Here is a 12790-nt window from a genome sequence, read left to right as displayed (position 1 = left end):
CCCATGCGCCGCGCCAATCCCGAACACCGCCAGCACACCCGGCCCGGGGGTGATGCCGTAGATAAAACCCGAAGCTAGTACGGCCATTAGCAGCGATGGGGTCATGGGAAGTCCTTTTGAACCGTTTGGTGAATGGTGGCCAGTCTATATCAGGTTTTTAGTCGTCGACCGACTGATCGTCGAAGAACTTCATTCCCGCATACGGCCGCTCGCGACAGTTGACGCGGTTTTAGCCAAGTGGGTGTCGAGCCTTCGCTAATTACCGTTCCCAACACCAAACGCTCACCCTCTATCCTGTGCTACCCGCTCCGCTATTTTCTGATTCAACCAACTCAACGCCTGATCCCCGCCCCGTCGCTTGTGCCACACCAGCACAAAATCAAACGACGGAATGTGAAACGGTGGCGGCACGACGACCAATGACTGCTGATCAATGTCGCGCAAGGCACGGGTTGCGACAGTGAGGATCAAGTCAGTGCCGCTGATGAGTTCCGGGGCGACATTCCAGTGCGGCAGGCTGATGGCAACTCGACGGCGTTCACGCAAAGTCGTCAATGCTCGCTCGATTTCCGGCGTGCCGCTGCCGCGCATTTCCAGCAGGACGTGCGGGCGGCTCAGGTAGGTGGGCAGATCGAGCGCACCATCGACAGGCACGGAGTTGCGGTCTACCAGACAGGCGTAGTGCTCTTCGAACAGCAGCGTGCTGCGCAGCTCGTTGGGCATTTCCGGAAACACGCCGACGGCAATATCGATGTCACCGTTGAGCACGCCGTCGAGCATACCTTCGCGACTGGCATGGCTGATTTGCAGATCGATGCCCGGCGCTTCGCGGCGCAGCAAACGGGTCAATCCCGGCAGGACGATAGCGGCACCGTAGTCGGACATCGCCAGGCGAAAGGTGCGCTTGGCGGTGGCAGGTTCGAAGCCATTCGGCGCCAGCAGCGATTGCACCTGGGCCAGGGCTTCAGCCAGCGGCGCCATCAGCTCCAGCGCTCGCGGGGTTGGTACAAGGCTGGCGCCGGCACGCACCAGCAGCGGATCGCCAAGCAGATCGCGCAATCGTGCGAGGGCATGACTGACGGCTGGTTGACTCAAGTGCAGACGTTCGGCGGCACGGGTCACGTGTTGCTCGCTGAGCAAGGTGTCGAGGATCACCAGCAAGTTGAGGTCGATGCGACGCAGATCATTCATCTGATGCATGTTCTGGATAACAAAACGGAATTTAAATCTGCGCGACGAATACTCTAGAGTCCAGCAAAACCTGTTGGAGCATGAACATGAGTACGCTGCACGGAATCGGTCTTCTATTACTCGCCGTGATTGCCGGGGCGGTGGTGCCTTTCCAGAGTGCGATCAACTTCAACCTTGGACGCGGCCTGGGCCATCCATTGTGGGCGACGTTGGTGTCGTTGTTGGTGAGCATTCTGGTGTTGTTGCCGATCATACTGGCGATGCGCTTGCCACTGCCTTCTATGGCACTCATAGCCAAGGCCCCCTTGTGGATCTGGGCCGGGGGGGCTTTCGGGGTGTGTTTCATTTCGTTGGCGGTGGTGCTATTGCCCAAGCTGGGTGCTTCAGGGTTCCTGGCCCTGTCGCTGGCGGGGCAAGTGATGGCGTCGCTGGTGCTGGATCACTTTGGGTGGTTTGGGTTGCTGGAACGGCAAGTCACTTTGCCGCGATTGGCGGGGGTGCTGTTGTTGATTGGCGGGGTCGTGTTGATTCAGTTTGCAAACGCGCCAGCCAAAGCGGTGATTGCAGCTTCTTGAAGATCAAAAGATCGCAGCCTTCGGCAGCTCCCACAGGGATGCGTGGTCGCTGTGGGAACTGCCGCAGTCTGCGATTTTTACGCCTTGTCGAGGGTCCGCAGTTTCTGCGGCAATCCCCACATCAACAGCGCCACCGCGATCAGCGCACAAACGCCAATCACATACAGCGCCGGGGTAGTACTGCCAGTCAGGTCCTTGATTCGTCCGACCATGACCGGACTGACGATGCCACCGAACTGGCCCAGGGTGTTGATCACCGCGATCCCGCCCGCAGCCCCTGCGCCGGCACCGGCCAGCAGTTTCGGTGGCAGGGTCCAGAAGCTCGGGATCGAGGCGATGATCCCGGCGCCGAGCAAGCCCAGTGCAACAATCAGGAAGGTCGTGTGGTTGGCGAAAATGCCCGCGCTGAAGAAGCCGATTGCACCGACCGCGACCAGCCCTGCGACAAACTTGCGCCGTTCGCCGGAGGCGTCGGACAAGCGCCCGATCACCACCATGCTGATGGCGCCGCAGATGTACGGAATGGCCGTCAGCAGACCGATCATCACCGGGCTCTCGGTACCGGCGCTGCGGATCAGTTGCGGTGCCCAGAAATTCAAGCCGTAGGACGCCACCTGAATCAGGAAGTAGATCAGGCCCAGGGTGAGGAAACCCGGAATTTTCAGCGCCGCCAGCAACGAGCCGCCACTTTTGTGCGGTTCATGGTGAGCGATGCGACTGGCCAGCAGCGTCTTCTCCGAAGGTGTCAGCCAATGGGCGTCTTCGATGCGGTCCTTGAGCAGGGTCAGCACCAGTAAACCGAGGCCGATGCACGGCACGCCGCCGAGCAGGAACAACCAGTGCCAACCGCGCATTTGCAGGAAGCCGTCGAGGTGTTGCAGCACCAGCCCGGAGAACGGCGCGCCCACCAGACCGGCAAAGGCCGACGACAGGAACAGCATCGAGGTGATGCGCCCACGATAGTGTTGCGGGAACCACAGCGTGAGGTAATACAGCACGCCCGGCGCAAAACCCGCCTCCATCGCGCCAATCACGAAGCGCAGGGCGTAGAACTGCCATTCGCTGTTGACGAAGACCATCAGCGCGGTGGCCAGGCCCCAGGACATCATGATCCGGGCGATCCAGCGACGGGCGCCGACCTTGTACAGCATCATGTTGCTGGGCACTTCGAAAATCACGTAACCGACCACGAACAACCCGGCACCCAGGCCGTAGGCGGTATCGCTCAGGCTCAGGTCCGTCTGCAACTGGAACTTGGCGAAGCTGATGTTGATGCGGTCGAAAAACGCGAACAGGTAGCAGACCATGATCAGCGGCATCAATCGCCAGGCGACTTTGCTGACCAGGGCTTTTTCTTCATCGTGGCTAACGGCCGGGCTCGCGCCGGCCTCCAGTGCATTGAGGCTCATTGCGTTTCTCCAGGCGGACTTCCCGTAGGTGTCCGATTGTTTTTGTTGTCTGGTTAAGAACATCTTTGAACACGCTTTCTGTGGGAGCAAAGCTTGCTCGCGATAGCGGTGTATCAGTCGACATCAATGTTGGATGTGACTCAGTCATCGCGAGCAAGCTTTGCTCCCACAGAGGGGGGCGGTGTTGGGTCAGGAGGGCACGGGGTGCAGGTCGCAATTACGTCCGGCCTTGGCCAGTTGACCGGGCACTTCGTGGCCAAGCAGTGCCGGCAGCCCTCGTGACAGCTTCAGCAACAGCGGCAGATCGATCCCGGTGTAAATACCGACTTCATCACAGAGGTTGACCAGGTCTTCGGTGCAGATGTTGCCCGAAGCCCCCGGTGCAAACGGGCAACCGCCGAGCCCGCCGAGTGCCGCATCGAAGCGGCGGGCACCGGCCTCGTAGGCGGATAGCACATTGCACAGGCCCAGGCCGCGGGTGTTGTGGAAATGCAGGGTCAGGTTCGCCGGCGCCACTCGCTGCAATACTCGCCGCACCAAACGGTCGACCTGACGCGGGTTGGCCATGCCGGTGGTGTCGGCCAGGGTGACCCCCTGGATGCCGAGTTCCTGATAGGCGTCGACGATCTGCAACACCCGGTCTTCATCGATCTTGCCTTCGAACGGGCAGCCGAAGGTGGTGGCAATGCTGGCGTTGAGTCGCACCCGAGTGCCACTGGCAAACTGGACAATTTCACCGAACGCCGCCAGCGAGTCTTCACAGCGCATACGCATGTTCGCCAGGTTGTGGGTCTGGCTGGCGGACATCACCAGGTTCAGCTCATCGGCGTTGCAGGTCAGCGCCCGTTGCGCGCCTTTGAGGTTGGGGATCAAGGCGACGTAGATCACGTTCGGCTGGCGGGTGATGCCCTTGAACACCAGCTCGCCATCGCGCAATGCCGGAATGGCCTTGGGCGACACGAACGAACCGCCTTCGATGCGACTGAACCCGGCCAGGGACAATTGATCGATGAGGGCGATCTTGTCGACGGTTTCGACCCAGGTCGGTTCGATCTGCAAGCCGTCGCGCGGAGAGACTTCCTGCACGATCAGGCTATCGGAATAATCAGTGATCATTGCACCACTCCTTCGACTTTCAGGCGCTCGATGTCCGCCAGCGTCAGACCAAGCTGCGCGAGGATGCCATCCGTGTGCTCGCCCAGTCCGGGGCCGGACCAGTTCACGCCACCGGGGGTTTCCGAGAGCTTGGGCACGATGCCCGGCATTTTCACCGTCGCACCGCCCGGCAGTTCGGCATTGAGCAGCATGTCCCGCGCCTGATAGTGCGGATCGGCAACGATATCGGCTACCGAATAGATGCGCCCGGCCGGGACTTCGGCGGCCTCCAGTGCCGCCAGCACCTCGTCGATCGGCAGGCTGCTGGTCCAGTGGGTGATTGCCGCATCGAGCAGATTGCTCTTGGCCGCGCGCCCGTCGTTGTGGGCGAATTCCGGCGCTTCGGCCAGGTCCATACGGCCAATGGTGCTCATCAAACGACGGTAGATCGGGTCGCTGTTGCCGGCGATGACCACATAGGCGCCATCGGCCGTCAGGTAGGTGTTGGAAGGCGCGATGCCCGGCAGCGCACCGCCGCTGCGCTCACGCACATGCCCCAGCATGTCGTACTCCGGCACCAGGCTTTCCATGACGTTGAACACGCTTTCGGCCAGGGACACATCGACGACTTGCCCGCCACCCTGCCCGGTCTTGACCCGCAGCAACGACATCAGCGCGCCGATCACCGCGTGCAGCGAAGCCAGCGAATCGCCAAGACTGACGCCCACCCGTGCCGGCGGCGAGCCGGGAGTGCCGGTGGTGTAGCGGATGCCGCCCATGGCCTCGCCGATGGCACCGAAGCCCGGACGATCGCGGTACGGGCCGGTCTGGCCATAACCGGAAATCCGCACCAAGGTCAGGTTGGGGTTGAGCGCGTGCAGCACGTCCCAGCCCAGGCCGAGCTTTTCCAGGGCGCCGGGGCGCAGGTTTTCGATCAGTACGTCGGCGCTGGTCGCCAGTTGCTTGACCAGTTCAATGCCTTCAGGGGATTTCAGATTCAGCGCCAACGACTTCTTGTTACGCGATTGCAGGTACCACCACAGCGAGGTGCCTTCGTGCAGCTTGCGCCATTTGCGCAGGGGATCGCCCTGCCCCATGGCTTCAATCTTGATCACCTCAGCGCCGAACTCGGCCAGCATGCGCGCTGCGAACGGCGCGGCGATCAGCGTGCCGATCTCGATCACTTTGATTGCACTTAACGGGGCAGTCATCGCGGGGTACCTCTTGTTCTTGGAATATGTGGCCAAGGCTAGAGGACCGATGCCCAGGGAATCCAACCTTCAGTTGGCAACGGGCGTTCGCGAAACGCGAACGCAGGTGATCGACTTGAAATCGCTCATCGCGGGCAAGCCTTGCTCCCACAGGGTTTTCGGCCAGTCAAAGGATATTTGCCCGACTCAAAACACTGTGGGAGCAAGGCTTGCCCGCGATGAGGCCGGTGAATTCAACAGAGAGCTTTCAGTTCGCCCCGCGCAAATGCTCAAACAACATCCGGCTCACCGGCGACAGCAACGCCTCGTCCCGCACCACCAGAATCAACGCCCGATCCGACCAGTCATCGGTCAACGGCACCGCATGCAAACCCAACGCCCGGCCAAACAATTCATAGGCCCGCTGCGGCAGCACCCCTATGCCCATGTTGGCCTGGATCATGCGACACATGGCGTCGAAACCCGGCACATGGATGCGCACCCGCAGCACCCTGCCAGCTTCACGCGCCGCCGCGTGGGTACGCATGTTGATCGAACTGGCCGCATGCAGCCCGACGTAATCGCTGTCCAGCGTATCGGCGAATGCCAGGCTCGAACGGCTGGCCAGTGGGTGATCCGGCAGCATCAACACCACCAGTTTGTCCTGACGGTAGAGCACGCTGTGCAAGCCCTTGATGTCGCTGTCGATGGAGCAGATCCCGAGGTCGGCCACGCCATCCAGAACGCCCTGAACCACCCCGGCGCTGGGACGCTCTTCGAGGTCGGTCTTGACCTGGGGATGTTGTTCGGAAAAGTCCCGCAAGTCTTCGGGCAGGAACTGGATGATCGCCGACAGGTTGGCGAGCATCCGCACATAACCGCGCACACCGTGACTGTGCTCGCCCAGCTCCAGGCCCATTTTCTCCACGTTGAACAACATCTGCCGGGCGTGGTGCAGCAAGGTTTCCCCGGCCGGCGTCAACGTCATGCCCTTGGCCTGACGCACGAACAGGCTGATGCCGAGTGCTTCTTCCAGCTCCATCAAACGCTTGCTCGCCGCCGACACCGCAATCGCTTCGCGTGCGGCGGCGCGGGTCAGCGTGCCCTCTTCATGGACGGCGACGAACAGTTGCAGGGTGATCAGGTCGAGGCGGCGGATCAGGCTTTTCTGCAGCATCTGGGACTCGGCGATGTCGGTTCGGGCGAAGCCGCAGCATAACGTTCTTCGCCCGAGCCGTGGCGGGCTTGGTACGCACAGAGGAAAATCTCGATGCCCGCCGTGATAAAGTCGCCGCCCATCAAAACTTTTGCTTTGAGACTTTGATCGCAATGACCGATTTCCAGGATGTCGACGCCCACCTTGAAGACTGGAACGCCTTGCGCACCAGCGTTGCGTTCGGCGGTCTGCTGGTGGGCAACGGCGCCAGCCGCGCGGTGTGGGATGACTTCGGCTATGACTCGCTGTTTGAAAATGCCCGCACCGTCGAAGAAAAGCCCCTGAGCCCGTCCGAACTGAGCGTGTTCGATGCGATGCAGACGCGCAGTTTCGAGCAGGTGCTGAGCGCGCTGAAGACCACCAGCCGGGTCAACAAGGCCCTGGCCGTCAGCTCCGCTGCACCACGCAATCGTTACTACGCGATCAAGGAAGCGCTGATCAACACCGTGCATGCGGTGCACATCCCATGGCGGCTGGTCGAGGCCTCGACCCTGGCGACGATCAATCGGGAATTGGCCAGTTATCGCACGGTATTCACCACTAATTACGACCTGCTCAACCATTGGGCAATCGAGCATCAAGCGCAGGCGATCACCGACCTGTTCCACGGCGCCGAACCCGCCTTCGACCTGAGCGCCAAGGCCACCGACAAGTCTCGCCTGCTGTACCTGCACGGTGGCTTGCATCTGGTGCGCAACCAGGACGGCACGGCGCGCAAACTGATGTCGACCGAGGGCACGTTGCTGGGCAGTTTCGCCATCAACAACACGATCAAAACCCTCGACGACGTGCCGCTGTTCGTCAACGAAGGACCGAGCGCGGACAAGCTCAAGACCATTCGCAGCTCGGATTATCTGTCGTTCTGCTACGACCAGTTGCTCGGCCACGACGACGGCTTGTGTATTTTCGGCCATGCGCTGGGCGAGCAGGACAGCCATATCGTGCACGCCTTGCGCCAGGCGAAGCCGAAGGTGGTGGCGATCTCGATTTATCCGCGCAGCAAGGCGTTCATCCAGCATCAGAAACGGCATTACGCGAAGGTGTTCGAGGGCACGGGGGTTGAGTTGCGGTTTTTTGATTCGAAGACGCATGCGTTGGGGAGTTCGAAGCTTGCGGTGCCGGTCGAGGTTTAGTGTCTGACGCCTCACCCTCGCAACCAAAATGGAATGCATTTCCCCTGTGGGAGCGAGCCTGCTCGCGAATGCGGGATGCCATTCAACAATGATGTCGACTGACACGACGCCTTCGCGAGCAGGCTCGCTCCCACAGGTATTTTTAAAGGACGGGAAGGGTCTTGTCCTTGATCACCTTGGTCGGCCCGTTGGCCTTGACGCTGGCGATGCCTTTTTCCATGGCAGCCGCCGAGGAATATGACTCGCTGCCACCGATGATCTCGTGGTTGCCGGCCTTCAGGTTGAAATAAGGATGGCCGTCCTTGGTGGTTTTTTTCTCGTAACGCTCATCCTGCGGGCTGTTGGCCTGGACTGACGCAATGCCTTTGTCGGCCGCGGCGCGGGTGGTGTACAGCTCGCTGGTCAGAATGGTTTCGGCGTTCGCCGCCTTCAGCACAAACCTGAACTGACCGCTGCTGCTTTTGCTCACTTCGTACCATCCGGACATGCTCTTTCTCCTTGGCGATTGAGAGGTTGCGCGTTTCAGAGTAAAGACCAGCCCGGGATTTCTGTCGCCTGTTCCGACCTCATCGCGAGCAAGCTTTGCTCCTACAGGCCATACGCCACCGAACTGTGGGAGCAAGGCTTGCCCGCGATAAAGTCGACACAGTCCTATCTACTTCACCGCCGCCCGCACCACCGACAACTCCGGCGCCACCACCCGCCGCTGACTCAGATACCGCGTACAACTCACCCGCAAAAACGAGGCGAAGTTCACCACCTCGCCGCGATAGTCCATCACCTCTTCATACAGCTTGGCGATCAACTGATTGGTGGTCATGCCATCAACCTCGGCGATTTCACTGAGGATGTCCCAGAACTGATTCTCCAGCCGCAGGGTCGTCACCACCCCGCAGATGCGCAGCGAGCGGGAGCGCGATTCGTAGAGAATCGGGTCGGCTTTGACGTAGAGCTCGCACATGGATGGCGTCCTCGTTACAGCGTGATTTTGGTGCCCAGCAACCCCAGGAAACCGGCCAGCCAGTTCGGGTGGGCAGGCCAGGCCGGTGCCGTGGCCAGATTGCCCTGGACATGACCATCCGTCACCGGGATTTCGATATACGTACCGCCGGCGAGTCGCACCTCAGGTGCACAGGCCGGATAAGCGCTGCATTCGCGCCCTTCGAGAATCCCGGCCGCCGCCAGCAATTGTGCACCGTGGCACACGGCGGCGATCGGTTTGCCAGCCTTGTTGAAATCCCGCACCAGTTCCAGGACTTTTTCATTCAGTCGCAGGTACTCCGGCGCACGACCGCCGGGGATCAGCACCGCGTCGTAGTCCGCGGACTTGACCTTGGCAAAATCGAAATTCAGGGCAAACAGATGACCGGGCTTTTCGCTGTAGGTCTGGTCGCCTTCGAAGTCATGGATGGCCGTGCGCACGGTCTGGCCGGCGGTTTTGTCCGGGCAAACGGCGTGTACCGTGTGGCCGACCATCAACAGGGCCTGGAACGGCACCATCACTTCATAGTCTTCGACGTAATCGCCGACCAGCATCAGAATTTTTTTAGCGGCCATGGGGAGGACTCCTCTGGAAAATGCGTGGGCATGCAGGAGTATTCAAGGTAGTCCTAATCCGGCGGGTCAGGTAACAACCGGCTACTACCTGAGAACGGCGTTATCGTTCATCGCGGGCAAGCCTTGCTCCCACAGGGGAATGCATTCCAATGTGGGAGCAAGGCTTGTCGGATCGCCGCACCGCCGCGATGGCGTCCTCAAACTGTACGGATAACTCTGCGCCTATCTGTAACAGCGGCAGATGCCGGGTTTATGGCTATATAACAGCACTTCCCCTCACCCAATACTTTGGTTGCCATCATGTCCTCCCGCGAAAACACCGGCATGGCCCTCGGCCTGCTCGGCGTCGTCATTTTCAGCCTCACCCTGCCCTTCACGCGGATCGTCGTGCAGGAACTTCATCCACTGCTCAATGGCCTGGGCAGAGCGCTGTTTGCGGCGGTACCTGCGGCAATGCTGTTGCTGTGGCGCCGCGAAAAATGGCCGACATGGAAACAGGTCAAGGGCCTGAGCCTGGTGATTGCCGGGGTGATCCTTGGCTTTCCGGTGTTGTCGGCGTGGGCGATGCAAACCCTGCCCGCGTCCCACGGCGCGCTGGTCAATGGCCTGCAACCGTTGTGCGTGGCACTGTACGCCGCATGGCTGTCCCATGAGCGCCCGTCGAAAGCCTTCTGGGCCTGCGCCGCACTGGGCAGTGCACTGGTACTCGGCTATGCGTTGATCAGCGGAGCCGGCAGCATTCAGGCCGGTGACTTGCTGATGCTCGGGGCCATTGCGGTGGGCGGTCTGGGCTATGCCGAAGGTGGCCGGTTGGCCAAGGAAATGGGTGGCTGGCAGGTGATCTGTTGGGCGTTGGTGTTGTCGACACCGCTGCTGATCGGCCCGGTGGCGTACCTGGCGCTGCAACATCAGGGCGAGATTTCGAGCAAGACCTGGTGGGCCTTCGGCTACGTCTCGCTGTTTTCGCAGTTCATCGGCTTCTTCGCCTGGTATGCAGGGCTGGCCATGGGTGGCATTGCCCGGGTCAGTCAGATCCAGTTGCTGCAGATCTTCTTCACCATCGCCTTTTCAGCGTTGTTCTTTGGTGAGCATGTCGAGCCGATTACCTGGCTGTTCGCTGCCGGGGTAATCGTGACCGTGATGCTGGGGCGCAAGACGGCAGTCAAACCGGCGCAAGTCGCCACCGCCTAAACCTGTAGGAGCAATGCTTGCTCGCGATAGCGGTCTCGAGGACGCCATCGCGAGCAAGCTTTGCTCCCACAGTTTTGTAGCGTTTCAGAGGAAACCGTCGGCCCGCAGCAGGGTTTCCAGGCAATGCTCGGTGATGTGGTAGAAATCCTTCAGTTCCTGGATCTTCGCCAACAGTTGGGTCGGATCAATCGGCTCGGCGCGCTTGACCGCCAGGATCATCTTGTTCTTGTTGGTGTGGTCCAGTGAGATGAACTCGAACACCTTGGTTTCGTAACCACAGGCTTCGAGGAACAGCGCGCGCAAACTGTCGGTGACCATCTCCGCTTGCTGGCCCAGGTGCAAACCGTATTGCAGCATGGGTTTGAGCAATGCCGGGCTCTGGATTTGCAGGCGAATCTGTTTATGGCAGCACGGCGAGCACATGATGATCGAAGCGCCGGAGCGGATGCCGGTATGAATTGCATAGTCGGTGGCGATGTCGCAGGCGTGCAGCGCGATCATCACGTCCAGTTCGCTTGGCGCCACACTGCGCACGTCACCACACTTGAACACCAGCCCCGGATGCTCGAGCTTGGCCGCCGCTGTGTTGCACAGGGTGACCATGTCTTCACGCAGCTCGACACCCGTCACTTCACCTTCGGCCTTCAAGGTGTTGCGCAGGTAGTCATGGATGGCAAAGGTCAGGTAGCCCTTGCCCGATCCGAAGTCCGCCACCCGCACCGGTTTGTCCAGCGCCAGCGGCGATGAAGTCAGGGCATGGCTGAAAACCTCGATGAACTTGTTGATCTGCTTCCACTTGCGCGACATCGCCGGGATCAGCTCATGTTGCTTGTTGGTCACGCCCAGGTCGGCGAGAAACGGCCGACTCAGTTCAAGGAAGCGGTTCTTCTCGCGGTTGTGCTCGGCGGAGGGTACCTCGCGCAATTGCTGGGGTTGGCTCTTGAACAGCGAACTCTTGCCCTTTTTGCTGTATTCGAGCTGGGCTTCGTCGGTCAGCGATAACAAATGCGCATTTTTGAACGCCGCCGGCAACAGACCGGCAATGGTCGCGACGCCTTCGGCCAGTGGCAGGTTCTTGGTGATGTCTCGCGTCTTGTAGCGATAGACGAACGACAAGCACGGCTGCGCCTTGACCGTCACCGATTTGATGATGATCCGCTGCAGGTCAGCCTCATCGCCGACGTATTTGGCCAGCACCAGTTTGATAAAGGCATTTTGATCGAGGCTGGTTTGCAGCAAGTCGATAAATTGAGCGTGATGATCCGGCGCGAGGCTGGCGGGAGTGGGGGGGGTGGAGACGGGGAAAAAAGAGCCCCGGGGGGGGGGGGGGGGGGTGGGGGGGGGGTTTTTGGGGGGGGGGGGGGGGGGGGGGGGGGGAGGGGGGGGGGNNATCCGGCGCGAGGCTGGCGGGAGTGGCGGTGACAGACATGGAAAAAACGGCCTCAGGGCGGTGCGGATCGGGAATGGCGGGTATTTTAGGGGGGATGGGGTGCGAGGGCACGGGTAATTTCCCGAACGGTGCAGATCCCCTGTGGGCAGGGACCAGAGGTTCAGCCCAGGACCACCAACCGGTTCGGCAATTCATTGCGCACATGCGTGACCGGCACATGCACTTTCAGCAACTCACCACAGGCTTCGACGCAATTGACGAAGCCCTGCAACGTCTGCCCCTGTCGCACCTGCTGGGTAAACGCCGCAACAATCGCGTCCCAGTTCTTGTTGTCGAGACGACTGGAGATCCCCTCATCCACCAGGATTTCCACATAACGCTCGGCTTCGCAGACGAAAATCAGCATGCCGGTGCTGCCCACGGTGTGGTGCAGGTTTTGCTCCAGGAACTGCCGGCGCGCCAGGTTCGAGGCACGCCAGTGACGTACCGAGCGCGGGATCAGGTGGGTGGTGATTTTCGGCAGCCGGAACACCAGGCACAGGACGATGAAACTGATCCATTGCACCAGCAGCAGGCTGTGCAGGGTCAGCCAGCCTGTCAGGTAATGCACGATACCCGGCACCACCAGCGCCAGCAGGCTGGCCCAGAGCAGCGGGATGTACGCATAGTCGTCGGCGCGGGCCGCGAGCACCGTCACCAATTCGGCATCGGTGTCGCGCTCGACCCTGGCAATCGCCTCGGCAACTTTGCGTTGTTCGTGTTCAGTCAGTAATGCCATGTCTTGAAATGCTCGATTATTTTTGTTTTATCACCAGCCGCCCGACGAACCGCCGCCCCCGAAAC

Annotated in this window: 13 protein-coding genes and 1 pseudogene; 3 read left to right on the top strand and 11 right to left on the bottom strand. The window is 60.7% G+C overall.

Going from position 1 to position 12790, the window contains the following annotated elements:
• Together GPL81_RS29685 and GPL81_RS29680 are read right to left on the bottom strand one after the other, a co-directional pair.
• Positions 1-105 (bottom strand): annotated as a pseudogene (locus tag GPL81_RS29685) (LysE family translocator); the annotation flags it as partial.
• Positions 106-282: 177 nt separating this feature from the next.
• Positions 283-1200 carry a LysR substrate-binding domain-containing protein gene (locus tag GPL81_RS29680; protein ID WP_160109626.1) on the bottom strand — a complete coding sequence of 306 codons (918 nt, stop codon included), beginning with the start codon at positions 1198-1200 and terminating at the stop codon, positions 283-285.
• 77 nt (positions 1201-1277) lie between these two features.
• On the opposite strand from GPL81_RS29680, the gene GPL81_RS29675 reads away from it, so the two are divergent.
• Entirely contained in the window at positions 1278-1766 is a 489-nt protein-coding gene (locus GPL81_RS29675) for a DMT family transporter (RefSeq protein WP_160109625.1), read from the top strand.
• 77 nt (positions 1767-1843) lie between these two features.
• Here GPL81_RS29675 and GPL81_RS29670 read toward each other — a convergent pair whose 3' ends face one another.
• The 4 genes from GPL81_RS29670 to GPL81_RS29655 all read right to left on the bottom strand — a co-directional run bounded on the left by GPL81_RS29670 (position 1844) and on the right by GPL81_RS29655 (position 6637).
• A complete protein-coding gene (locus GPL81_RS29670) occupies positions 1844-3175 on the bottom strand; it encodes an MFS transporter (RefSeq protein ID WP_160109624.1) in 1332 nt (443 codons plus the stop codon).
• 189 nt (positions 3176-3364) lie between these two features.
• A complete protein-coding gene (locus tag GPL81_RS29665; RefSeq protein ID WP_160109623.1) occupies positions 3365-4291 on the bottom strand; it encodes a hydroxymethylglutaryl-CoA lyase in 927 nt (308 codons plus the stop codon).
• The gene (locus GPL81_RS29660) at positions 4288-5481 is read right to left on the bottom strand and encodes a CaiB/BaiF CoA transferase family protein (protein ID WP_160109622.1); all 1194 of its coding nucleotides are present in this window, start codon (positions 5479-5481) and stop codon (positions 4288-4290) included. Before GPL81_RS29660 ends, GPL81_RS29665 begins: the two co-directional genes overlap by 4 nt.
• Positions 5482-5728: 247 nt before the next feature.
• Entirely contained in the window at positions 5729-6637 is a 909-nt protein-coding gene (locus GPL81_RS29655; RefSeq protein ID WP_160109621.1) for a LysR family transcriptional regulator, read from the bottom strand.
• Between the two features lie 152 nt (positions 6638-6789).
• Here GPL81_RS29655 and GPL81_RS29650 point away from each other — a divergent pair, with 152 nt between their 5' ends.
• Positions 6790-7809 carry a DUF4917 family protein gene (locus GPL81_RS29650; RefSeq protein ID WP_160109620.1) on the top strand — a complete coding sequence of 340 codons (1020 nt, stop codon included), beginning with the start codon at positions 6790-6792 and terminating at the stop codon, positions 7807-7809.
• Positions 7810-7951: 142 nt separating this feature from the next.
• On the opposite strand, the gene GPL81_RS29645 is transcribed toward GPL81_RS29650, so the two are convergent.
• The 3 genes from GPL81_RS29645 to GPL81_RS29635 form a co-directional block, all read right to left on the bottom strand.
• The gene (locus tag GPL81_RS29645; RefSeq protein WP_160109619.1) at positions 7952-8296 is read right to left on the bottom strand and encodes a YegP family protein; all 345 of its coding nucleotides are present in this window, start codon (positions 8294-8296) and stop codon (positions 7952-7954) included.
• A 168-nt stretch (positions 8297-8464) separates the two neighbouring features.
• On the bottom strand, positions 8465-8770 hold the full coding sequence (locus GPL81_RS29640; RefSeq protein WP_160109618.1) for a ribbon-helix-helix domain-containing protein: 306 nt from the start codon (positions 8768-8770) through the stop codon (positions 8465-8467).
• 14 nt (positions 8771-8784) lie between these two features.
• Positions 8785-9366 (bottom strand): DJ-1/PfpI family protein, encoded by a 582-nt coding sequence (locus tag GPL81_RS29635; RefSeq protein WP_160109617.1) that lies wholly within the window; start codon positions 9364-9366, stop codon positions 8785-8787.
• Between the two features lie 300 nt (positions 9367-9666).
• On the opposite strand from GPL81_RS29635, the gene GPL81_RS29630 reads away from it, so the two are divergent.
• Entirely contained in the window at positions 9667-10557 is an 891-nt protein-coding gene (locus GPL81_RS29630; RefSeq protein WP_160109616.1) for a DMT family transporter, read from the top strand.
• Positions 10558-10641: 84 nt separating this feature from the next.
• On the opposite strand, the gene GPL81_RS29625 is transcribed toward GPL81_RS29630, so the two are convergent.
• Together GPL81_RS29625 and GPL81_RS29615 are read right to left on the bottom strand one after the other, a co-directional pair.
• Positions 10642-11802 (bottom strand): class I SAM-dependent methyltransferase, encoded by a 1161-nt coding sequence (locus GPL81_RS29625; RefSeq protein WP_160109627.1) that lies wholly within the window; start codon positions 11800-11802, stop codon positions 10642-10644.
• A 305-nt stretch (positions 11803-12107) separates the two neighbouring features.
• Positions 12108-12725 (bottom strand): TPM domain-containing protein, encoded by a 618-nt coding sequence (locus GPL81_RS29615; protein ID WP_160109614.1) that lies wholly within the window; start codon positions 12723-12725, stop codon positions 12108-12110.
• Between the last annotated feature and the right edge of the window lie 65 nt (positions 12726-12790).

The organism is Pseudomonas izuensis, from assembly GCF_009861505.1.
Classification (GTDB): domain Bacteria; phylum Pseudomonadota; class Gammaproteobacteria; order Pseudomonadales; family Pseudomonadaceae; genus Aquipseudomonas; species Aquipseudomonas izuensis.
The sequence above is the reverse complement of the archived record's forward strand: the minus strand, read 5'-3'. Positions and strand labels throughout refer to the sequence as shown.

Bases quoted from the DNA above. Each gene is read 5' to 3' on its own strand.
- GPL81_RS29680 (WP_160109626.1), bottom strand. From the start codon at position 1,200: ATGCATCAGATGAATGATCTGCGTCGCATCGACCTCAACTTGCTGGTG.
- GPL81_RS29675 (WP_160109625.1), top strand. From the start codon at position 1,278: ATGAGTACGCTGCACGGAATCGGTCTTCTATTACTCGCCGTGATTGCC.
- GPL81_RS29670 (WP_160109624.1), bottom strand. From the start codon at position 3,175: ATGAGCCTCAATGCACTGGAGGCCGGCGCGAGCCCGGCCGTTAGCCAC.
- GPL81_RS29665 (WP_160109623.1), bottom strand. From the start codon at position 4,291: ATGATCACTGATTATTCCGATAGCCTGATCGTGCAGGAAGTCTCTCCG.
- GPL81_RS29660 (WP_160109622.1), bottom strand. From the start codon at position 5,481: ATGACTGCCCCGTTAAGTGCAATCAAAGTGATCGAGATCGGCACGCTG.
- GPL81_RS29655 (WP_160109621.1), bottom strand. From the start codon at position 6,637: ATGCTGCAGAAAAGCCTGATCCGCCGCCTCGACCTGATCACCCTGCAA.
- GPL81_RS29650 (WP_160109620.1), top strand. From the start codon at position 6,790: ATGACCGATTTCCAGGATGTCGACGCCCACCTTGAAGACTGGAACGCC.
- GPL81_RS29645 (WP_160109619.1), bottom strand. From the start codon at position 8,296: ATGTCCGGATGGTACGAAGTGAGCAAAAGCAGCAGCGGTCAGTTCAGG.
- GPL81_RS29640 (WP_160109618.1), bottom strand. From the start codon at position 8,770: ATGTGCGAGCTCTACGTCAAAGCCGACCCGATTCTCTACGAATCGCGC.
- GPL81_RS29635 (WP_160109617.1), bottom strand. From the start codon at position 9,366: ATGGCCGCTAAAAAAATTCTGATGCTGGTCGGCGATTACGTCGAAGAC.
- GPL81_RS29630 (WP_160109616.1), top strand. From the start codon at position 9,667: ATGTCCTCCCGCGAAAACACCGGCATGGCCCTCGGCCTGCTCGGCGTC.
- GPL81_RS29615 (WP_160109614.1), bottom strand. From the start codon at position 12,725: ATGGCATTACTGACTGAACACGAACAACGCAAAGTTGCCGAGGCGATT.